This is a genomic window from Corynebacterium sp. J010B-136 (genome assembly GCF_002967075.1).
Lineage (GTDB): Bacteria > Actinomycetota > Actinomycetes > Mycobacteriales > Mycobacteriaceae > Corynebacterium.
This window is the reverse complement of sequence record NZ_PUGE01000012.1, coordinates 1-21,037: the sequence shown is the minus strand read 5'-3', so window position 1 is coordinate 21,037 and position 21,037 is coordinate 1. Positions and strand designations below refer to the sequence as shown.

The 21,037-nt window shown below is 53.0% G+C and carries 21 protein-coding genes; 14 read left to right on the top strand and 7 right to left on the bottom strand.

Going from position 1 to position 21,037, the window contains the following annotated elements:
• Positions 1 to 192 precede the first annotated feature (192 nt).
• The gene (locus tag C5Y44_RS13085; protein ID WP_105325338.1) at positions 193 to 576 is read left to right on the top strand and encodes a cold-shock protein; all 384 of its coding nucleotides are present in this window, start codon (positions 193 to 195) and stop codon (positions 574 to 576) included.
• Between the two features lie 134 nt (positions 577 to 710).
• On the opposite strand, the gene C5Y44_RS13080 is transcribed toward C5Y44_RS13085, so the two are convergent.
• Entirely contained in the window at positions 711 to 1,310 is a 600-nt protein-coding gene (locus C5Y44_RS13080; protein WP_105325337.1) for a short chain dehydrogenase, read from the bottom strand.
• 141 nt (positions 1,311 to 1,451) lie between these two features.
• Here C5Y44_RS13080 and C5Y44_RS13075 point away from each other — a divergent pair, with 141 nt between their 5' ends.
• Positions 1,452 to 2,150: a GntR family transcriptional regulator gene (locus C5Y44_RS13075; protein ID WP_105325336.1), complete on the top strand. Its 699-nt coding sequence runs from the start codon at positions 1,452 to 1,454 to the stop codon at positions 2,148 to 2,150.
• A 7-nt stretch (positions 2,151 to 2,157) separates the two neighbouring features.
• Here C5Y44_RS13075 and C5Y44_RS13070 read toward each other — a convergent pair whose 3' ends face one another.
• Positions 2,158 to 2,721, bottom strand: coding sequence for a DUF2771 domain-containing protein (locus C5Y44_RS13070; protein WP_105325335.1), 564 nt, complete (start codon positions 2,719 to 2,721; stop codon positions 2,158 to 2,160).
• A gap of 54 nt (positions 2,722 to 2,775) precedes the next feature.
• On the bottom strand, positions 2,776 to 3,531 hold the full coding sequence (locus C5Y44_RS13065) for a glutaminyl-peptide cyclotransferase (protein ID WP_233189991.1): 756 nt from the start codon (positions 3,529 to 3,531) through the stop codon (positions 2,776 to 2,778).
• Positions 3,532 to 3,669: 138 nt separating this feature from the next.
• Here C5Y44_RS13065 and C5Y44_RS13060 point away from each other — a divergent pair, with 138 nt between their 5' ends.
• The 3 genes from C5Y44_RS13060 to C5Y44_RS13050 all read left to right on the top strand — a co-directional run bounded on the left by C5Y44_RS13060 (position 3,670) and on the right by C5Y44_RS13050 (position 6,918).
• Complete coding sequence (locus C5Y44_RS13060; RefSeq protein WP_233189990.1) at positions 3,670 to 4,389, top strand: DUF3027 domain-containing protein; 720 nt, start codon at positions 3,670 to 3,672, stop codon at positions 4,387 to 4,389.
• A gap of 306 nt (positions 4,390 to 4,695) precedes the next feature.
• Positions 4,696 to 6,099, top strand: coding sequence for an NCS2 family permease (locus C5Y44_RS13055; RefSeq protein WP_105325332.1), 1,404 nt, complete (start codon positions 4,696 to 4,698; stop codon positions 6,097 to 6,099).
• 24 nt (positions 6,100 to 6,123) lie between these two features.
• Complete coding sequence (locus C5Y44_RS13050) at positions 6,124 to 6,918, top strand: RNA methyltransferase (protein ID WP_105325331.1); 795 nt, start codon at positions 6,124 to 6,126, stop codon at positions 6,916 to 6,918.
• Here C5Y44_RS13050 and C5Y44_RS13045 read toward each other — a convergent pair.
• The 3 genes from C5Y44_RS13045 to serC all read right to left on the bottom strand — a co-directional run bounded on the left by C5Y44_RS13045 (position 6,915) and on the right by serC (position 10,457).
• Entirely contained in the window at positions 6,915 to 7,799 is an 885-nt protein-coding gene (locus tag C5Y44_RS13045; RefSeq protein ID WP_105325330.1) for a hypothetical protein, read from the bottom strand. The two genes, C5Y44_RS13050 and C5Y44_RS13045, sit on opposite strands and share 4 nt — an antisense overlap.
• A gap of 125 nt (positions 7,800 to 7,924) precedes the next feature.
• Positions 7,925 to 9,160, bottom strand: a complete 1,236-nt coding sequence (gene sepH, locus C5Y44_RS13040; protein ID WP_105325329.1) for a septation protein SepH — start codon at positions 9,158 to 9,160, stop codon at positions 7,925 to 7,927.
• A 154-nt stretch (positions 9,161 to 9,314) separates the two neighbouring features.
• Positions 9,315 to 10,457, bottom strand: a complete 1,143-nt coding sequence (serC, locus tag C5Y44_RS13035; protein WP_105325328.1) for a phosphoserine transaminase — start codon at positions 10,455 to 10,457, stop codon at positions 9,315 to 9,317.
• Positions 10,458 to 10,800: 343 nt separating this feature from the next.
• On the opposite strand from serC, the gene C5Y44_RS13030 reads away from it, so the two are divergent.
• The 6 genes from C5Y44_RS13030 to C5Y44_RS13005 all read left to right on the top strand — a co-directional run bounded on the left by C5Y44_RS13030 (position 10,801) and on the right by C5Y44_RS13005 (position 17,433).
• A complete protein-coding gene (locus tag C5Y44_RS13030) occupies positions 10,801 to 12,093 on the top strand; it encodes a citrate synthase (protein ID WP_105325327.1) in 1,293 nt (430 codons plus the stop codon).
• A gap of 389 nt (positions 12,094 to 12,482) precedes the next feature.
• The gene (locus C5Y44_RS13025) at positions 12,483 to 12,842 is read left to right on the top strand and encodes an FKBP-type peptidyl-prolyl cis-trans isomerase (protein ID WP_105325326.1); all 360 of its coding nucleotides are present in this window, start codon (positions 12,483 to 12,485) and stop codon (positions 12,840 to 12,842) included.
• A 199-nt stretch (positions 12,843 to 13,041) separates the two neighbouring features.
• On the top strand, positions 13,042 to 13,923 hold the full coding sequence (locus C5Y44_RS13020; protein WP_105325325.1) for an aldo/keto reductase: 882 nt from the start codon (positions 13,042 to 13,044) through the stop codon (positions 13,921 to 13,923).
• 462 nt (positions 13,924 to 14,385) lie between these two features.
• A complete protein-coding gene (locus tag C5Y44_RS13015) occupies positions 14,386 to 14,730 on the top strand; it encodes a DUF485 domain-containing protein (RefSeq protein ID WP_105325324.1) in 345 nt (114 codons plus the stop codon).
• 5 nt (positions 14,731 to 14,735) lie between these two features.
• Positions 14,736 to 16,385, top strand: coding sequence for a cation acetate symporter (locus C5Y44_RS13010; protein ID WP_105325323.1), 1,650 nt, complete (start codon positions 14,736 to 14,738; stop codon positions 16,383 to 16,385).
• A 127-nt stretch (positions 16,386 to 16,512) separates the two neighbouring features.
• Positions 16,513 to 17,433: a hypothetical protein gene (locus tag C5Y44_RS13005; protein ID WP_199186065.1), complete on the top strand. Its 921-nt coding sequence runs from the start codon at positions 16,513 to 16,515 to the stop codon at positions 17,431 to 17,433.
• On the opposite strand, the gene C5Y44_RS13000 is transcribed toward C5Y44_RS13005, so the two are convergent.
• A complete protein-coding gene (locus C5Y44_RS13000; protein WP_105325322.1) occupies positions 17,430 to 18,401 on the bottom strand; it encodes a DUF1906 domain-containing protein in 972 nt (323 codons plus the stop codon). The genes C5Y44_RS13005 and C5Y44_RS13000 overlap by 4 nt on opposite strands.
• A gap of 173 nt (positions 18,402 to 18,574) precedes the next feature.
• Between C5Y44_RS13000 and C5Y44_RS13410 the strand changes: the two genes are divergently transcribed.
• The 3 genes from C5Y44_RS13410 to C5Y44_RS12980 all read left to right on the top strand — a co-directional run bounded on the left by C5Y44_RS13410 (position 18,575) and on the right by C5Y44_RS12980 (position 20,824).
• On the top strand, positions 18,575 to 18,736 hold the full coding sequence (locus tag C5Y44_RS13410) for a hypothetical protein (RefSeq protein ID WP_199186068.1): 162 nt from the start codon (positions 18,575 to 18,577) through the stop codon (positions 18,734 to 18,736).
• The gene (locus C5Y44_RS12990) at positions 18,733 to 19,416 is read left to right on the top strand and encodes a DsbA family protein (protein WP_105325320.1); all 684 of its coding nucleotides are present in this window, start codon (positions 18,733 to 18,735) and stop codon (positions 19,414 to 19,416) included. Before C5Y44_RS13410 ends, C5Y44_RS12990 begins: the two co-directional genes overlap by 4 nt.
• Before the next feature lie 607 nt (positions 19,417 to 20,023).
• Positions 20,024 to 20,824 carry an ABC transporter ATP-binding protein gene (locus tag C5Y44_RS12980; RefSeq protein WP_105325319.1) on the top strand — a complete coding sequence of 267 codons (801 nt, stop codon included), beginning with the start codon at positions 20,024 to 20,026 and terminating at the stop codon, positions 20,822 to 20,824.
• Positions 20,825 to 21,037: the final 213 nt, after the last annotated feature.

The window sequence follows — 21,037 nt, the reverse complement described above, 5'->3', positions numbered from 1 at the left end:
ATAGGCCACATTTTGTGTTGTTTATCTGAAATCGGCCGCATTTTTGGAAAATTGAGCCAAAGAGCAGCGCGTGAAATCGATCTTTTTCAACTGCTGCATCTGCACAATCACAAGAAGAGTTGCCGCTTGGGTAATTCTTCAAATTCGCGGTAAAATGTCTTTTTCCCTATTGAATCGAAAGTGGTGAGCCCAATGCCAATCGGCAAAGTTAAGTGGTTTGACGCTGAAAAGGGTTTTGGCTTTGTCTCTAATCCTGGAGATGAAGATGTCTATGTCGGCCGGAACGTCCTTCCTGAAGGCGTTGAGGAGCTGGTGCAAGGCCAGCGCATCGAATTCGACTTTGCCGCTGGACGTCGTGGCCCCCAAGCCCTGCGCGTAAAAATCATTGACACGCCTCGACGCAACACAAAGCCTGCGCGTAAGCCTGATGAGCTTGCGAGCATGCTTTCCGATGTCATGACCCTGCTTGAAACCCAAGTGCAACCAGTGCTTGCGCAGGGCCGTTACCCTGAGCGCAAGACTGGCCGCCAGGTAGCAGAGATTCTGCGCGCGGTGGCGAAGGATCTCGATAGCTAGCGGTATTCCGTCAAACGGGAATACCGCTATGTAAAAAGGAATCCCCGTATGTAGAGGAATGTCCTTTATATATAAGAAAGGGCGCGGTCCTACAGAAAGAGTATCTGTAGGGCCGCGCCCTTTTTTAAGTTTGTTTACCAGACCTTGAAGATTTGGCTGGTTTCTACGCCATGGGCGGAGCGGACAAAAGCATTGGCAACGCTTTGTGCGCTAACTGGTTCGGAGCCAGGGAAGAATGCGCCATAGGTGTCGAGCGATTCTTCAACGGCATTGGGGCTAACCGTGTTGATGCGGATACCGCGGGGTAGGTCGGTGCTTGCGGCGTAGGTAAATGCCTCAAGGCCGCCATTAACTGTCGATGCAACCACGGATTTTTCTACCGGATGTTGAGTCAAGATGCCGGTGATAAGCGTGAAAGATCCGCCGTCGGCAAGATGTGGAAGTCCGTGCAGGACCAGATTGATCTGTCCTTGCAGCTTATTGTTTAGCCCTGCCTGGAAGTCTTCGGTGTTCGCGTTCTTGAGGTGTACAAAGGGTGCGGAACCTAAGGTCGCGACAATGGCGTCGAACGAACCAGCTTGGTTGAAGAATTCTTTCACGGAGCCAACGTCGGTGATGTCGATGCCTGGTGAGGAATTGCGTGATGCCGCAACGACCTCATCACCTTGGTCGGTAAAAGCCTTGACTGTGGCTTGGCCGACGGTTCCGCTTGCTCCGACTACGAGTACGCGCATAATTTATGCTCCTTTAGCGAATCGGCAACTGTCATTTTGTATGACAAAAGATAGAGTCACGCTAACACGTCGTATTCCTGCTGCCTAGATTTGGTTTGTGGGAGAATATGGCGATAGCTCTATAAGCGGAAAGGACACATCATGACATGTTCAAAGTCTGCTGGTAGCGCTCGGGGGTCTGTTTCGAATACAGAACGACGCCAGAACGTTATTGACCAACTTAAACGGGATATTGCTTTGGGCAACCTTCCACTGGGATCCCGGGTTGTTGAAGCGGAAGTATGCTCCCGGTTGGGGGTGAGCAGACCTACGGTCAGGGAGGCATTGAGTCAGTTGGCTCGCAATGGTTATCTTGAGCAGGAGGCGTATCGCGGATATCGAGTTAGCCGAATCAGCGCTGAAAGAGTTCGCGAGCTCGCAACCGTCCGCGTGGCAAATGACATGGTCGCTATTGAAAGCATCCTAAAAGATGAAACAGGCGCGCGGATGGTCCAGCTTGATGAGGTTTTGCACGAATATCTCTCCCGCACGGACAAGCCAGACCCAATTGAACGGCACGAGGCGCACATGGCCTTTCATCGCGGGATCTGGGAGGCCTCTGGAAATACCTTCATGATGAAGCTGTGGCCAGTACTAGAAGCTGAGATGACGCTTGTGTTGGCCGTTGAGCAAGAGCAAAGGCATGACGGTACCCGCGCGAGAGCGCTTCATGAATCGCTAGTGGAGTGCATCCGCCGTGGCGATCGGGACGAGATTTACGAGAATCTGCGAACGCACATTGTGGCTAGCGCCGAAGACTTCTTAAAAGTATTCGATGCTGAAGCTGTGTCAGACAACTAACCGAGGGCTAGCTATTTTCTTGCTCAGCAAGTTCCTCATCGCTCATAGTCGACAGGGACCAGACGGAGGAATAAGGTGCTTCCTCGCCGTCATCGTCAGCACCGATAAGGACAGCGGAAACCTCAACGACAATAAGTTTCGGGCGGTCTTGGCTATCAGATGCTTCGATGGGATCAACGGAGCCGGGGATTTCTACAGTTTCGGTTTCACCAGCACCGTGGCGGGTTTCATCATTGGCAGCAGGGTCGTCGTAGATGCTGAGGACTTGCCACTGGTACCGGCTGATGTCATCGGGGATATCCAGCTTCAAGGTGTCATTTTCGCCCACATATAAATTAGGCACTTCACCCTCGGGGCATTCGGTGCCAGGTTCGCACACTAAATAGGGTGCGACTTCAATGGACTCATTGCCCACGGTGGCCGTGACGCGAATATCTTTCGGGTGCGCGCCGGGGCGGTTATTTGACCAAGACTGAAAGAGCACTACCGCAACCACAATGACGACAACAGCGATCAAAAGCGCGAGTACTTGAACGAGCGTTTGTTTTCTTGCCTGCTTGCGAGTAGCCATGGCTTGTGATTCTACAGCAGGAACATCCAGGCCCGAAGCCGGCCACTAGCTGGGCTAGGAAATAGGGTCGAAGCTCACTCGGTACATATCCGGCCAGCGTTTGCCGGTTAAGTAAAATTCTTCAGTTCCCGGGATGTGCGCGATGCCATTGAGCACATTATCGGGGTCGTTGGCGGCGTTATTTTCTAGCCCAGAGGCATCGATGGTGCCAGTGACCTCACCAGTTGCAGGATCGATACGCAAGATGGTGGTGCTAAACCACACATTGGCAAAGACTCCGCTACCGACGCATTCGAGTTCGTTAATATTGTCGATTGCTTGGCCATTCATCGTCACGCGCACACGCTCTTGCTCAGCAAAAGTTTCACCATCGATATGCCTTAGCTCATCCGTGCCATCAGACATCACCAACGTTGTGTCATCTAAGCTGCACAAACCCCAGCCTTCGCCGGAATAAGTGGCGGTGTCTAAAAGCTCATAGCTCTCGGCGTCATATTTATAGGCCTCGCCAGAATCCCACGAAAGCTGCCAAATCACAGGTCCTTCGGCGCTGTCATATTGCGCGATTCCTTCACCAAAGACAGCGTTATCATTGCGCACGTGTTGCCTGGCTGCATCACTTCCTACCGGCAGGGTGAAAATCCCCGATTCGCCGTATTGCCCAGTGCCAACGAGGACGTCTCCTGAGTCGGTGACTTCTAAACCCTGGGTGAACAGGGAAGCATCGAAAGGCAAGCGCTCCAAGACTTTGGCCTCAAAGCGCGCAATATCGCTAGTCGATGCCTCCTCTGGCTCTTTTTCGCCTGCCATCGAATCGAGAGTATCCGTCTGCGAATCTGTGCTGGAACAACCAACAAGTAGCAGTGAAAGCGTTAAGAAAGCAGCTATAGCCGGCTTAGCGAGAGAGGGCATGTGTCTATTGTGCAGTAAATGATCCATAATGTGAACGTGTCTTCTTATAGTGAAAGCTCGAAGTCGCGTCCACGCCGCAGACGAACAACGCGTAACGCAGGACGTTTACGAGGCGAACAACATAAATCCCCGCTCATGTCGCACGAGGCAGTAGAAACTGCACGCTGGGCACTCGAAGAATTCGGGGAAGGCGATGTCGGGCAGCACCTGGGCATCGTCATGACGGGCGTGGATTCAGCGACGCACCGCTTCGCCGCGGATGTTCCTGGCTATTCCGGTTGGGAATGGCACGCGGTTGTGGCCTGCCCACCAGGTGAGAGCACCGTTACCATCAGCGAACTTGCCCTCGTGCCTGCGGCGCAAGCGTTGCAAGCGCCGCAGTGGGTGCCGTGGTCGGACCGCGTCCAGCCAGGTGATTTGGGCCCAGGTGACTTGATGCCACCGGAGCCCAATGATCCACGTATCGATGGCGAGGGGCTGTCGAAGCAAGGACTCGATGACGCGCTGAGCCGGTGGCGGCAAGGCGATTATGGTCCGAATTCGGAGATGGCAAAGCAAGCGCCGCTGCAGTGTCATACCTGTGCTTTCTTCTTAGCGTGGGATAGAAGCTTTGGACTGTGCTCCAATGAATTCTCTGCCGACGGACATGTGGTGCACTCGCGCTACGGCTGTGGTGCACATTCGCGTACCCGGGTGGTTGATCCTGAAGCCCGCAAGGTACAAGAGCCTTTCGATGACGAAGGGCCCTTCTTCTAAGCTCTCGGTTTTATGACAATGGGGTTCTGAGCAACCCCGTTGTGGTGCGTATTACCGATTTTTGTGAAAGTTCCTTCGGGCATAGTTGATGTAAAAAATTGCTGGGAAATTGCAAAAACTGCGCTGGGAGGGACAAAATACTAGTGTCCATCCAGCATTACTGTTGCTCATTGCTTTTGCCAAACAATTGAGTATGCAAGCCGGGCCAACCTCGCAGTCGCACACACCGTATAATGACGAGCCTTTACCCTCATTCCATCGGCATTTGGTGCGCGGGCTGTTTGTAAAATGAATAAGGGGCCATACGTGAACGACGTACTTGACCGATATTTTAAGATTTCAGAACGTGGTTCCAGCATTGGAACTGAAGTCCGCGCGGGAACGGTGTCGTTCTTCGCCATGGCATATATTATCCTGCTGAACCCGCTGATCATCGGCACAGTAGAAGACGTCAACGGAACTACTTTGGGCATCCCGCAGGTTGCAGCAGCAACCGCGTTGATTGCCGGTGTAGTTACCATTTTCTTCGGCGCACTGTCGAACTATCCTTTTGCCTTTGCAACCGGGCTGGGTATCAACTCGCTTGTCGCGGTCACACTCGTTGCGGGCGAAGGTCTAACCTGGCCACAAGCAATGGGCCTGGTGGTCATCGAAGGTATCATCATCGTCCTGCTGGCGGTATCTGGCTTCCGTAGCGCGGTCTTCAACGCGATTCCGATGTCCATGAAAGCCGCCATTGGCGTCGGCATCGGCCTGTTTATCGCCATGATTGGCTTTGTGGACGGTGGCTTTGTCACCCGTGTTCCAGATGCTGCTATGACTACTGTCCCGGTTGGTTTGGGACAAGGCGGCTCAATTGCATCCTGGCCAGTCTTTATCTTTGTTATCGGCCTGATTATCTGTGGTGGTCTGGTGGTTCGCAACGTCCGCGGCGGCCTGTTCATCGGCATCGTCGCCACCACCGCAATCGCTTTGATTGTCCAAGCGCTTGCGCCATCAGAAGATTGGGGCATGGCAACACCTGCTATCCCAGATTCCTTGGGCGGTATGCCTGATTTGTCCATCGTTGGCCAGGTTGACCTGTTCGGTGCCTTTGCCAACATCGGCATCATCGCTACCACGCTGCTGGTCTTTGCTCTGCTTTTGGCAAACTTCTTTGATGCGATGGGTACTTTCACCGCGTTGGGTAAGGCCAGTGGCCTAGCTGATGAAAACGGCGTGCTGCCGGATATGAAAAAGGCATTGGTTCTCGAAGGCTTCGGCGCTGTTGCTGGTGGCCTGGGCTCAGTTTCCTCTAACACCGTTTTCGCAGACTCTTCCGCAGGTGTGGGCGATGGCGCAAAGACCGGCCTGGCAAATATCACCACCGGCGTGCTGTTCTTGGCCGCAATGTTTTTGACTCCTTTGTATGAGGTCGTGCCAATTGAGGCAGCTTCTCCAGTGCTCGTCATCGTCGGTGTGATGATGGCTGGCCAGCTCACCACCATTGAGTGGCGCAAGATGGAAGTTGCTATTCCATCCTTCCTCACCATCGTCATCATGCCTTTTACCTACTCGATTGCCAACGGTATCGGTGTTGGTTTCATCGCTTATGCAGTGATGATGGCCTTTGCTGGAAAGGCCAAGCAGGTCCACTGGATCATCTGGCTGGTCGCAGCCTTGTTCCTAGTGTTCTTCTCCATGGAACCACTGCTTAGTCTCGTAGGTTAGTGCTCGTGCCATAAAATGGTCTGCATGTTGATTGCAGCCCCACAAGACCCTCGCTTAGATGATGTCCGCGACTTGAATAAGTCGGATAAATCAGGCGAGGGTTTAGTCATTGCTGAAGGCCACCTCGTTGTCTCCCGATTGGTGGCGTCGCGCTTTCCCGTGCGCTGCATCGTCGGCTTTGCTTCTGCCTTAGAGCACTATGTTGACACCTATGGTGAGCCCGGTTGCCCAATGTATGAGGTAGACCGTGAGACCCTCGCTCAGGTCGTTGGCTTCGATATGCACCGCGGGCTAGTTGCGGCTGCAGACCGCGTAGCCCCGCTCAGTGTTGCTGAGGCAATCCAAGGCGCGAAGACTATCGCGATTCTGGAAGGGGTAGGAGACCACGAGAATATTGGCTCGCTCTTTCGCAATGCCGCGGGCATGGATGTTGATGCGGTGTTGCTGGGGGCAGGGGCTGCAGATCCGCTCTACCGCCGCAGCGTGCGCGTATCGATGGGCCATGTCCTTCGCCTGCCTTGTGCGCGTTTCGATGGCGGGTTTACCACCTGGCAGCGCAACCTCGAGCTGCTTGCCAGCGAAGGCTTTCACCTTGTCTCACTAACCCCTGATGATAACGCTGTGCACTTGGCCGAAGCCATGGCAGGGCACAGCAAAGTAGCACTCATGGTGGGCGCTGAAGGACCAGGGCTGACAGAACATGCGATGCGCGCAACGCACGTGCGAGCACGCATCCCGATGGCACTAGGGACAGATTCTTTAAATGTCGCTACCGCGGCTGCCATCGCCTTTTATGAGCGCCAAAGGTCCTTGCTCTAATCGCGGCGCTTTTTAGAGATAAAGTCGCGCGCTTTATCCGTGGCGTTGCGCAGAAAAGACCCCGCTTGGCTGGTGGCTTTACGCGCAAAAGAAGTAGTAGTTTCTAGAGCATGCTGAAGGGTCTCACTGGTAGCCGTGGTGGGTTCATCTTCCGGCGATTCATAATCGTCATAGTCGGCATTGGAAGGACCGAGGCCCAGCTTAAAGGCGGCGTCAGAAGTCAATTGTTTCACCGACTTGAGCGGCGGGGCCGTATCTACCTTCGGCTCTGGGCGACCATCGACGGCATAGCCCACGACTTGTAGATCAGGGCCTTCGCTATCGATGCGCACACCCATCCAACTCCTTTGGGCTTCTTCCATTAAGTCCCGCGGTTTAAAGGGCAGCGCAATGCCGCCTAATTGCTCAGCCTTTTCACCTGCCCAGTAGGGATTTTCAAAAGCTAGCGGTAACCCGGTATCTTCCATGAGTTCAAAGCGAGTGCCGCTAAAGACTCTTTTCAGCTCCCCGCGATGCCAATGCGCAAACCCCGCCCAGCCCTCTTTTTCGTCGAAAGCGCAGGCATAAACATCCACAGCAGGTACTGCTTGGCGAAGACGCGGATTTAATTCCTCTAACAGCAAAGGCTTGTTGTCTTCAGAGTGAATGACTGTCTGGACCACGGTGATGCCGGGGTAGCCGCCGATATAAAACTCGTGATCATCTGCTTGCACAGAGCGATTGAGCGGAAATTGCCCGATGGGGGTGACAGGAAAGAGGGGATTGAGCTGCGCTAGAAACTTACGGCCATAACCGCGGTCTGCTTTAGGCTCGGTCTCAAGGATTGCAGCTGGGTTATCGATATTGACGTACCAGATGTTTAACACAGCGCGGTCTACCATTACCGTTGTCTCCTTCAACTTCAAGTCACTTGCAACAGCTATCGTCCGATTGCCTTCCGAGCCAACCGCCTTAATCTTGCGGAGCTAACCACCTTTGCCTTCCGGAGCTAGCAGCCGTACGGCAGCTAGCTCCGTGGACGCTTGGTATTAGCGCGGACGCCAAGCAGGACATCTTCCCAGTGCGGAGTCACGGCTTTGCGACGTCGCTTCGTAGGCTGCTTTTTCGGATCCGGATGCTGTAACAATTCCTCAGCATCTGCATCCTCGGCAGCGTCCTGAGGCGCTGGCTGCGTGGTGGATTCAGTGACATCGGTAGGCACCTGAGCTTCGGTATCGACGCCATCAGCTTCCTGGTCGTATACGCCTTGGTCTGCATCCTCGAAGTCCTCTTCGACAGGAGCAAGACGCGGACGATCATCTTGGCCAGCGGGCCCATCGATAGCTTCGTCATAGCGCGAACCACGACCAATCGAGGTCAAAGTGCGCACTGGCTGCACGAAGTCTGGATCGGTGAGATCCGCTGCCACTGAGTTGCGTGCCTCGACTGTGGATGGAGAAGACATTGACTGTTTAAAAGCCCACAGCGCTTCATTTTCAGACAAGCCGGCCTTCCAGCTGACCTTGATGACCCAAGGCTGGGATTGCTCCCGATAGGCGGTCCAATCGGCATCGGAAAGCGAATGGCCCCGAGCAGCAAACGAGGTTGCCAGAATCTCCCACAGGGTCAACTTGGCTGGGCCATCTTCCCGAACAGGATGTGCTTGCTTAGCTAGTTCGGCAATATTATTGCGCTCCAACATCACTGGGTAAGCAAAAGGCTCGACGCGTGATTCCGCAATACCCATTTCTTCTGCGAGCTCCGCAGCTGATGCGCCAGCGCGAACACGTGCCTGAATTTCAGCTGGGCGCATGGTCATCGCATCCGAGTAGGGGCGAGAACCATTGCTATTGGTAGCCGAGCTGACCGCACGAGGAGCCTGATGAAGCTTCCCGTGTGAAGGAGTGTGCTGTGCGACGGTTTCACTGGTTTGGTCGGAGCTTTCTTCCGCGTCAGCACCTTCTTCGGCGGCTGCTGGCTGTGCTTCATGCTCGCTGTCATCAGCAATACTTGTGGCATCCTCGGAAGCGACAGATATAGGAGCATCGAAGTCCTGGTCCTGGCCGTCGGGGTCATCGCTGATAGCAGCAGGGGTCAGGTGAGAAACTGAGGACAATCCATTGTGCGATCCAGAATCCGAGGAGCCATCCACGATGGATCGCATTTCCTCAGTGACAGCGACGAAGAACTCGTCGCCTTCCTCAGTTGTAAAAACCAAGGAGGTCTTCGTGGAGTCGCTGTAGTTGATAAACAACTCACGCATGGTCTTCGCGCTCCTTTAAGCTTGCGGGGACATCAAAACACATCCACTGTGAAGCAGATAACCACCACCTTAACGCAGGAATGCGCCGAAGCTTGGCAGCAACGGCGCATTTTGGCGTTTGGATCTATTTAGATCCACCTGGTTGTGAGCAAAACTACTTGTTTGCGACTCCTGCATCCAGGATGGCATCAATAGCGCGAGTCAGGATTTCAATATCAGCTGGGTCGATGGCTGGGAACATACCGATGCGTAGCTGGTTACGGCCGAGCTTGCGGTAAGGCTCAACATCGACGATGCCATTTTGGCGCAAGACCTTGGCGATAACAGCCGCGTCGATGGAATCATCGAAGTCGATGGTGCCAACAACTAAAGAGCGAGAAGCTGCATCTGCAACATAAGGACTGGTTTCTTCACGTGCTTCTGCCCAGTTGTACAGAGTGGAAGAGGATTTGGTGGTGCGCTCGACCATGCCGTCGAGGCCACCGTTGCTGTTCATCCACTTGACCTGGTCTGCCAACATCAACAAGGTAGCAACCGCTGGAGTGTTGTAAGTCTGGTTCTTGCGGGAGTTATCTACGGCAGTTTGCAGGTCCAGGAATGCAGGAATGAAACGGCCAGATTCCTTAACCGCAGCAATGCGTTCAATAGCTGCAGGCGACATCGCTGCCAACCACAGGCCACCGTCGGAAGCGAAGGACTTCTGTGGGGAGAAGTAGTAAGCGTCGACCTGGGAGATATCTACTGGCAAGCCGCCAGCGCCCGAGGTTGCGTCAACAACGACCAGCTGGTCTTCGCTCAGGCCTTCAGGACGAGTGACGGGAACCATTGCACCGGTGGAGGTTTCATTGTGTGCCCATGCAACGACATCGGCGTCGGTGCCAGACAGCTCAGATGGTGATGGGGAAGTGCCTGCAGGGCCTTCGACGATCTGTGGTTCCTCCAACCAAGGGGCCTGCTTGGAGGCCTTGGCGAACTTCGAAGAAAACTCACCAAAGCTCAAGTGTGCAGACTTCTTGTTGATTAGACCGAATGTTGCTGCATCCCAGAAAGCAGTTGCGCCGCCCAAGGACAAAACAATTTCATACCCGTCAGGCAGCGAGAAAAGCTCAGATAGTCCGTCCCGAACTTCACCAACCACGTTCTTGACAGCCGGCTGACGGTGGGAGGTGCCGATGACGTCGTGTGCGCCGTTAACGACTGCATCGATTTGCGCCTGGCGGACCTTGGAAGGGCCGCAGCCGAAGCGCCCGTCGGAAGGAATGAGATCTGGGGAAAGCTTAAAATCCGGGTTAGTCATGCCCGGAGTATACGGGGGAATGAATAATATGTGACCACCAAAGTGGCGTAAATCATGTGAAGTGTGCGACATGAGGCATCTCGCAGGTTTGGTGAAATGTATCAAAAATTGCGAAATTTGTGAGGAATGGGTGACGTATCCTCTACCACAAATGGGGCTAGACGTAACGTAAACGCCGCAGGCTAACAGGACAATCGTTCTGCTAGAGCAGGAAAATTCGCAAATCTTGCTAGAGTGGGTAGAGAAATACTAGCGAAACCCAACTGCAGTGTTAAGGCGATTACGGGGTTTCTAGTGTTAGAAAAAGTTGAAACACTTAACAATAAAGTGAAAGGACACCTACGTGGCTTCCGAAGATAACAAGGTAAAGCTGCTCTACCCGGGCGGCGAGTACGAAATGAATCTCGTTGAATCGACCGAAGGTGACAACGGTTTCGATATCTCCAAGCTTCGCAACGAGACCGGCTTGGTAACCTTCGACCCTGGTTACACCGCTACCGGCTCCACCGAGTCCAAGATTACTTTCATTAACGGTGAAGAAGGCATTCTGCGCCACCGTGGCTACGACATTGCGGACTTGGCACAAAACGCCACCTTCAATGAGGTTTCTTACCTGCTGATCAAGGGCGAGCTTCCTACCGAAGATCAGCTGAACAAGTTCAGCAACGATATCCGTCGCCACACCTTGTTGGATGAGGATTTCAAGGCTCAGTTCAACATCTTCCCACGCGATGCGCACCCAATGGCAGTGCTAGCGTCCTCGGTGAACATCTTGTCCACCTACTACCAGGATCAGCTAGACCCACTAGATGAGGAACAGCTAGATAAGGCAACCGTACGTCTTTTGGCGAAGGTTCCAATGCTGGCTGCTTATGCATTCCGTGCAGCTCAGGGCAAGCCATATATGTATCCAGATAACTCTCTGAATGCGCGCGAGAACTTCCTGCGCATGATGTTCGGTTACCCAACCGAGCCATACGAGGTTGATCCAATTGTCTCCAAGGCTTTGGACAAGCTGTTGATCCTGCACGCTGACCACGAGCAGAACTGTTCTGCATCTACCGTTCGTATGATCGGTTCGGCACAGGCCAACATGTTTGTTTCTATCGCTGGTGGCATCAACGCATTGTCCGGCCCACTGCACGGTGGCGCTAACTCTGCAGTTCTGGAGATGCTGGAAGACATCAAGAACAACCACAATGGCGATGCAACCGAGTTCATGAACCGCGTGAAGAACAAGGAAAAGGGCGTCCGCCTGATGGGCTTCGGCCACCGCGTGTACAAGAACTACGACCCACGCGCGGCAATCGTCAAGGAAACCGCTCACGAGGTTCTTGCTCACCTTGGCGGCGACGAGCTTCTCGACCTTGCTATGAAGCTCGAAGAGATCGCTTTGGCTGATGATTACTTCGTATCCCGTAAGCTCTACCCGAACGTAGACTTCTACACCGGCTTGATCTACCGTGCGATGGGCTTCCCAACCGAGTTCTTCACCGTACTGTTTGCTATCGGTCGTCTTCCAGGCTGGATTGCACAGTTCCGTGAGCAGCTGGCTTTAAACACCAAGATCAACCGTCCTCGCCAGATCTACACCGGTGAGGCTCCTCGCTCCTTCGTTCCACGCTCTGAGCGCTAAAGCGAAAAGACGCGAGTCTGAGAGGGATAAATTACCGATTGAGCAGTGCAATGTTTCATAACATTTGCATTACTAATCCGGTATTTATCCTTCACAATTAAGTCGAATCAGCATCCTCGTTTATAATCAGAGGAGCTTGATTCGACTTTTTCAATTTCGAGGCGAGTGTTATGCCAACAATCTAATCCATTGAAGCCTTCAGTAATGAGCACTTGAATTCTCGCCTTCAAGCAAGAAAGCGTGCTGGAGATTGGACAACCTAAGTTGTTCAATGCGCCCAGAAATAGGCAAACCTTTAATGGATGAGGTTGTTGACTGTCTAAGTTCGGAAAGCCCGAATACGCCCTATCGGGCGCATTTAGACACAACGTCAAGGAGATGTTTACTTTATGGATAAGCCAATTATTGAAGCTTCAACTGAGCCAGCCCCCACCGAATTGGTGATCGAAGACATCGTCGTTGGTGACGGTGCTGAGGCACAAGCTGGTGCAGTCGTTGAAGTTCACTACGTTGGCGTCGAGTACGAATCCAACCAGGAGTTTGACTCATCGTGGGATCGTGGACAGTCTATCGAGTTCCCGCTCACCGGCCTGATCTCAGGCTGGCAGGAAGGCATCCCAGGAATGCGCGTTGGCGGTCGCCGTCAGCTGACCATTCCACCAGAGATGGCATACGGCCCAGCCGGCGGTGGACACCCATTGTCCGGACGCACTCTGGTCTTCGTTATTGACCTGATTAACGCAAATTAATCTGTCGAGTCCCCAGGATTCGTTTTAGTCCGCATTATTTAGTGGGCAACTCCCCGCGCGGTTGGCATCGTGAAATCACGTGCCAGACACCGGGGATTTTTCATTGCCGCCGCTTAGAATCCAGGCTGTGAAAGCTTAACCTTGTGCAATTGTTGGCAAGTGCCACACAAGCGCGAGGTTTCAAGGCACAATGAGAAGTATGACTTCTGAAAACAAAAAGGCTCCAGTATCGACGCTCACGCTAAACGATGAGCGTGAAATCCCGCAGATTGGCCTTGGCACGTACAAGCTTCGTGACGACGAGTGCATCAAGGTTATCCGTGAGGCTATTGAAGTAGGCTACCGCCATTTTGATACGGCAACGCTGTACAAGAATGAGGAAGCACTGGGCAAAGCCCTCAATGATGCAATTGCTGCTGGCGATGTCACCCGTGATGAACTCTTCGTTACCAGTAAAGTCTGGCACGACCACCACGGTGCAGATAAGGTGCGCGAAGCCTTCCAGACTTCATTGGATAAGCTTGGGTTCGACTACCTAGACCTCTACATGGTGCACTGGCCTTGGCCACAGGGTGGGCTGTATGTCGAAACCTTTGCAGAAATTGCACGCCTGCAGGGGATGGGGCAGATTGCCAGCGTTGGCGTGGCCAATTTCTATGAGGAAGTCCTAGAAACCCTCATCTCCGAAACTGGAATCGTGCCAGCCGTTAACCAGATTGAGCTCAACCCGACCTTCCGTCAGCCTGAGCTTCTGGATTTCCACAAAAAGCACGGCATCGTCACTCAGGCGTGGTCGCCGTTGGCTCGTGGCAAGGTGCTTAACAACCCAGACATTAAGGCCATTGCAGCGCAATTAGAGCGTTCTGAGGGGCAGGTGGCATTGCGTTACCTGCTGCAGAAGGGCATTGTTGTTATCCCTAAGTCCGCACGTCGTGAACGTCTTGTCGAAAACCTCGGCGCAAAAGACTTTGAACTTTCTCGCGCGCAGATGGAAGTAATTGATTCCTTGAATAATCCCGAAGGCCGCACTGGAAATGATCCGCGCGTCTGGCCAGGCGATGATGCATTGCGCTTGAGCTAAAAACGCCACAATCAATCCTCGGAAACTCTTGCTGGGTTCCGAGGATTGTGACGTTTTATAACAGTCACAATGCTAATGGGGGAGGGCCTAGCAAATACTTAGGAGAAATATGTCAAATTCATGGCTGAACTCCTATAGATCTATCGGAAATGCTTTAATTTGTGCTCAATTTCACTGCAAAACATCTATTTGCAAACTTAGCAAAGTGACGAATCATCAATTTCGGGGGTGATTTGCTAGCCATAACAAGAGCAGGTCACGATGATTTTCGGGGGTGCAATTTTTTGTTAAGGGCTATTTACTTCGGCAAACCTTTAACATAACAAGCCTTGTTCGGTACCTTACTTAATAGGTCGGAATGTGATCCCTGGCACTGGGGTATGGCATTAGTCCGTCTATTAAAGAAAGCCTATCCGGTTTAAGAACCTGGATGAGACTATTGAAATTTTCAAGGAGAAACCAATGTCTGGTGCTACAGCCTCTCCGAGCAAGCGCCGTGAGCCATCGGCAGATGAGTTCATTGCTATGCAAAAGAGTCCGCAGTTTGAAAAGCTGCGGAGTACATACCGAAAGTTTGCATTTCCTATGACCGTGGCATTCATGGTCTGGTATTTGCTTTATGTTGTTGTTGCAGTTTTTGCGCACGATTTTATGGCAATTGAAATCGGTGGCGGTTTCAATATCGGTCTAGTCTTTGGCCTCCTACAGTTTGTAACCACGTTCCTTATTACTTGGCTCTACATTCAGTACGCCAATAAACAAATTGAGCCTCAAGCGGCTGCTATCCGTGAAGAAATGGAGGGTTAAGCACAATGAACCCTATTATTCTTGCCCAAGAGGCCGAATTTTCTACCGGTAACCCGATTCTTAACATTTCGGTGTTCCTGGTATTCCTTGTTGTCACCATGTGGTTGGTGCTGCGCGCAGGTAAGTCCACCTCCGAAGCATCTGACTTCTATACCGGTGGTGGTACCTTCTCTGGCCGTCAGAACGGTCTCGCTATTTCTGGTGACTACCTTTCTGCAGCATCCTTCCTGGGTATTGTCGGTGCGGTTGCTCTTAACGGCTACGACGGCTTCCTGTACTCGGTCGGCTTCTTCGTCGCCTGGTTGGTTGCGTTGATGCTCGTTGCTGAGCCACTGCGTAACGTTGGACGCTTCACCATGGCGGACGTTTTGTCCTTCCGCCTGCGGCAGAAGCCAGTCCGTGTGGCTGCTGCACTGGCAACCATGTTCGTGTCCCTTTTCTACCTGATCGCACAGATGGCCGGTGCAGGTTCCTTGGTGTCCGTTCTTCTGGACATCCATGAGTTCCACTGGCAGGCAGTTGTTGTCGGCGTCGTCGGCGTTGTCATGATTGTTTACGTTCTTATCGGCGGCATGAAGGGCACCACCTACGTTCAGATGATTAAGGCTGTCCTGCTGGTTTCAGGTGTCTTCGTCATGGCTATCTTGGTCTTTGTTGCTATCAAGGGCGGCTTTGTCACCCTGTTCGATCAGGCAATCGCAACGCACGCAGATTCCCAAGCAATCGTTGAGCGTGGCTACGAGGCTTCGCAAATTATGGAGCCAGGCCTGCAGTACGGCAGCTCCACCACGACTAAGATTGACTTCATCTCCCTGGGTCTGTCCCTGGTTCTGGGTACCGCTGGTCTGCCACACGTTCTGATGCGTTTCTACACCGTTCCTACCGCAACTGAAGCACGTCGCTCCGTTACCTGGGCAATCTGTATCATCGGTGCTTTCTACCTGATCACCCTGATTCTGGGCTACGGCGCAGCGGCACTGGTTGGTCCAGACCGCATCCTCGATGCTCCTGGTGGAGCGAACGCAGCGGCACCGTTGTTGGCTCTTGAGGTTGGCGGCACCGTCTTCATGGCGATTATTTCCGCAGTTGCATTCGCAACCGTTCTGGCCGTTGTTGCTGGTCTTGCAATTACCGCATCTGCTTCGATTGCTCATGACGTCTACGACGCTGTCCTGCGTGATGGTCAGGCTTCCGAAGAAGAGCAGGTTCGCGTCTCCCACATCACCGTGGTCATCCTCGGTATCGCATCCATCATTCTTGGCATCCTCGCGATGACTCAGAACGTTGCGTTCCTGGTTTCCCTGGCATTCGCAATTGCAGCTTCCGCAAACCTGCCAACCATCCTGTACTCCCTGTACTGGCGTCGATTCAACACCACTGGTGCAGTCGCCTCCATCTACGGTGGTCTGATTTCCTGTCTGCTGCTCATCTTCTTGTCCCCAGCAGTCTCCGGTGCACCATCGGCAATGTTCCCGAACGCCGACTGGTCTATCTTCCCACTGACCTCCCCAGGTCTGATTTCCATCCCAATTGGCTTCCTGTGTGGTTACATCGGCACCTTGATTGGTAAGCCTGACAACCTCGAAGCGCTTGCTGCTGAGATGGAAGTTCGCTCCCTGACCGGTGTTGGTGTTGAGGCTCCAGTCGATCACTAATTACCACGTGCAAATGCGCAGAAATCTTTAGAACCTAAAGAGCTCACAGCGCAAGCACCAGAGGGTAGCTAAGGCAACAAAGCCACCGCATGTTTAATACATGCGGTGGCTTTGTATTATTTAAGCTGTGTCAAAAATTAATGTTCCGCGTGCCAAGCATGGTTGGCTTCAAACTGTGGCGATTGTGCTTCTAATTGTCATTTGCATAGTGGGAACATGGATCGTCGCCCGTGCGACAGCTCCTGCCTCAAATGAAGGCGCTTCCGGAGAAGAACCTTATCGCACCTCCTCACCTAAGGCGGCGGAACCGTCTGTTGCAGACTCCGCGCTTGATAGCCTTGGGGATGTGGCACATCAACAAGATGGTATCGTCATCGACCAATCCAAATCCCAGCTAACCTATATTCGGTTAAGCGACGGGATGCATCTGGGAAGCGCGAATGAACGGTTTGCGCGTCCTGCCTTAAGCCTCTCGAAACTCTATATCGCAGACTATGTCATCGATGAGGGAACCGAGTCGGAAAAATATGATGCGCTGCAGATGATTTCCAATTCAGACGATGGCATTGCCGAAGAGCTATTTGCTGCCTACCCAGAATCTATCGATGAAGTGGCGAAGAAATACGGACTGTATTCGACTGATGCAGGGGAGTACTGGGGTCGCTCAGTGACATCGACCTATGATGTCGTGAAATTTATCCGAGCGCTCAAGCATGAAGATCTATTGCACCCGATCCTGGTCGCGATGTCGCAGCCTGATGAAATTGCTGCCGATGGCTACGAGCAAGATTTCGGAACTGCGGTATTAAACAACGTGATTGGTACCAAGTGGGGATGGTCCAATGATCGCGATATTCACGCTTCGGTTTCTTTTGGCGACAACTTTATCGTCGCAGCTTCGGTGACAGGTTCTGCGCGAGACCTGACCAACCTAGTGCGCACCCAGCTTTCGGGGCAAAAACTCAAAGAGGCCACCACGTGGTTTTTAGAATCTCAAAAACCAGGTGGCGGCCGCAAGAAGGCGTCAGAAACGATAATTACTGATTAGCGACTAATCATTCCGCCAAGCTGCTGCGCAAGCTTACTTGCTTGGTCAATTTGTTCCGCAGTGACCGAAGAACCAGTTGCGTCTAGACCGGGCACCGTGGAACTTAGGCCATTGAGCAGGTCAGCTGTTGCCTGCTGTGAGGTGGCACCGCCGGTGGACTTTCCACCAGTGTTGCTGCCAGGAGTGCTGCCGCCGGACTGGCCTGGTTTCCACTGGCCCCAGTCTTGGGCATAGACGTTGTTAATATCCACGACGACGCCGTCGATGGTGCGCTGCTTATTTTGTGGCAACTGGTGGATGGTGGTGCGTGGGTGAATCTTTCCGCCTGAGCCCCAGTCGTGCATCCAGAAGTAAGAACCAATGCCATCTTTGATGGCCCAGTCAATAACGTTGTAGTTGCCGTAGATGCCAGTGCTGTAGCCCGCAGCGCGCAACGCAGCCGAAAAGGCCACCAGATATGGCTTGATCAGCGAATCGTATTGCGAACGCGTGGGGTTGTCGTCGATAGCGATATAGATAGGACGACCGGTGGGCCCGCCTGCTGCGCGGTGAATTGCAATGGCTTTGGGTGCATGTACTGCAGCACCTGCAGCGCCTTGCTTCCAGTCGGCAGTTTCTGCACGCCCATATTGGTAGACAGAGGCCGTTGCTAGGCCTTGGCCTGACATGGCTTGGGTTTCCTTGAGGGTTACCGGCTTACCGGCCATCCATTGCGCATTAGGGCGCTTTTCTGAAACATAACGCACAGCGCCCAAGTGTCCGGCGGCCTTGATGGCGGAGGCACTGGGGACCCCAGCTGAGTAGTCAATAACGGTGCCCAGGATAGGGCCCAAAGCTGAAGCGCGGGAGGCAGTTGCAGTTCCCACGCCAATTGCCAACGTGCCAGCCGCGGCAGCGACAGCGCCGACCTTAATAATATTGCGACGCGAGTAGTGCCCAGCGCCTGTCGATGCATCATTTCCCGACACGAATGAACTCCTAACTAGGCACCAATAATATACTGGCGCAACTTTAGTATCTTCCGTAACAAAACTTACCTCAATGTGCACCCAGAGGAAAGGGAAGCGCGGCTACTGCGGGAACAGAAAGACAGCATTTGTGGTTGAAACGAGATGACCCAATATTCAATAAGGTGGAATCTATGAAGCCGCAGGGCAATATTGACAATCAGGAATTAAACCAAGAAGACGTCCAAACATTATCGGGCGCTGCACAGAATGCAGCACCACAACCCTTTGCCTTTCTTCAGCCCTTTGGCGAAGAAGCAATCGGAGTCTGCGATGTGGAAGGAAATTGTTCATGACCAATGAAGTAAATAACGCTGCCCCAATTAGCATTGATGTCTGGTCTGATGTCATGTGCCCATTTTGTTGGATGGGGGATAGGCACTTAGAGCTTGCATTAGAGGAGTTCGCGAACCGCGACGACGTGAAGATCACCTACCACAGCTACCAGCTGATGCCTGATTACCCGGAGAATTCCCCGTTGCCTTCGGCGGAAGCCGTCGCAAAGCAAAAGGGCGTTCCCGTAGAGCAGTTCAAGCAGATGAATGATGGTGTTGCCCAGCGCGGCGCTGAGGTTGGTTTGAATTACAACTTTGATGAGGCGCTGACAGTCAATTCCCGTCGTGCACACCGCCTGTCCCATTTTGCTGAGGAAAACGGTCTGCAGCATGAGTTGATGCAAGCACTGTTTAAGGCGTATTTCACCGACGGTAAAAATGTTGAAGACCGTGAGGTGCTTGCGGATCTTGCAGCCTCTGTTGGCCTAGATCGCGACGCAGCACTGGCGAATATGGACAACGAGGAACTTGATTCTGCGGTGCAGGCTGATATCAACCAGGCACAGCAAATTGGTGTTCAAGGTGTTCCGTTCTACGTCTTTAACAACAAGTATGCGGTCTCCGGGGCACAGCCCCAGCAGGTCTTCCAGCAAGCACTTGAGACTGTGCATAAAGAAAATGTAGAAGCCGGCAACGCTTAATAACTGTTGCTTCTATGCGTTTAGTACCTGCTTCGGCGGCTTTCGACTCTGCCGCCGGAGCGGGCCCGTACTGAGACTTCGCCGCCCTCAGGGCCGAGATCGTCAGTGCCCCATGAATCTTCGCCCTTAATCGCGTATTCATTCCTCCAGTTCCTACTGGGCCTTTGTGGATCTCGGGGTCCTCTAAAACGACCGCGCCTTTGTCTTTTTCCCTTATCGGGCTCGTCTTTGACTAAGGGGCGTTCCTCTAGTTTTAACAGCTCGGGCATCGGGCCATCGGGATCCAAATGCAGCTCCGCTTCCAGCTTTGTCGCAGGACAGCGCTTGCCCGGAGAAAGCGGCAAGTTATGTATCGCCAGTTTCTTTCTTTGCGGGCTGTATTTAACTCGTGCACCACAGTTCGGGCACAAGTATTCGTCTTTCCCGACGGACTTTGTAATGTGAAGTTTCATAAGCGCATTATACGAATAAACGCTCAGGTCACAGGAAGTTTCTTGATCCTAATATTCAACCCGTTCGAGGCATTTGGCAGTTAAGACTCCAAGCGAGCTATATAGTTGAATGGTTGTTTCCTTCAATTCACAAACGAGAGCGAAGGGGTCTAAACATGACTGAAATCCTGCACTTACACGATGTCGATTTCGTGCGAGATTCCCGAGAGATTCTTCAGAAAATTAACCTCGTGGCCAATGCCGGCGAGCGCTGGGCGTTAATCGGAGCCAATGGCGCGGGTAAGAGCACGATTTTAAGTATGTGCGGCGCTCAGCAGCATCCGACTCGCGGCACTGTGGAGGTGCTTGGGCAACGTCTTGGCAGGGTAGAGATACGTAAGCTGCGCGAATCTATTGGGCATGTTAACCCGCGCCACCCGTTGCGTTCTTCACTAACTGCATGCGAGGTTGTGTTCTCCGGCGCCACGGGCACGACAGAGCTCATGACGCGATGGGAGCCCACCCCAGAAATTATCGAGCGGGCTGAGAGCCTCATTGATTTACTTGGGGTTCGGCCGTTTGAAGATTCGCTGTGGCCAACAATGTCCCAAGGTGAGCGGGGCAAGACTTTGATCGCGCGTGCATTAATTACGGATCCATCGCTTTTGCTTCTCGATGAACCCTCGACCGGACTGGACGTCGCCGCCCGCGAGCAGTTTTTAGAGACCGTGGATAACTTGCACAGTTCCCTGCCAGAGCTTGCCACGGTGTTGGTCACTCACCACCTTGAAGAGCTGCCTGAGACAACCACGCACGCCATGCTCATTAAGGATGGGCGAGTGCTGGCTGCAGGTAATGTGCACGACGTGCTGACCACCGAGTTGGTCTCAGAGGCCTTCGACCACCCCATCAACATTGAGTACCGCGATAGGCGCTGGCAAGCCCGCGCAATTCGCACTTCTAACTCAACTTCTTAAATAAAGCAGCAAGAGCTAAAAGCAGATACCGCCGTGAGGTTGGAACAGTGTTCTTTCCTCACGGCGGTATCTGTCAACCATCACTCGACTCATAGCGTCAACTATGTACCGACTTCAGGACAATGGTGCCCTAGACAGTGTCGTACTTCAAGACATAATTGACACGCCTGTTCTGCAGCGGGGCTAATCTAGGGCCGAGATCAGCCGCGAGAT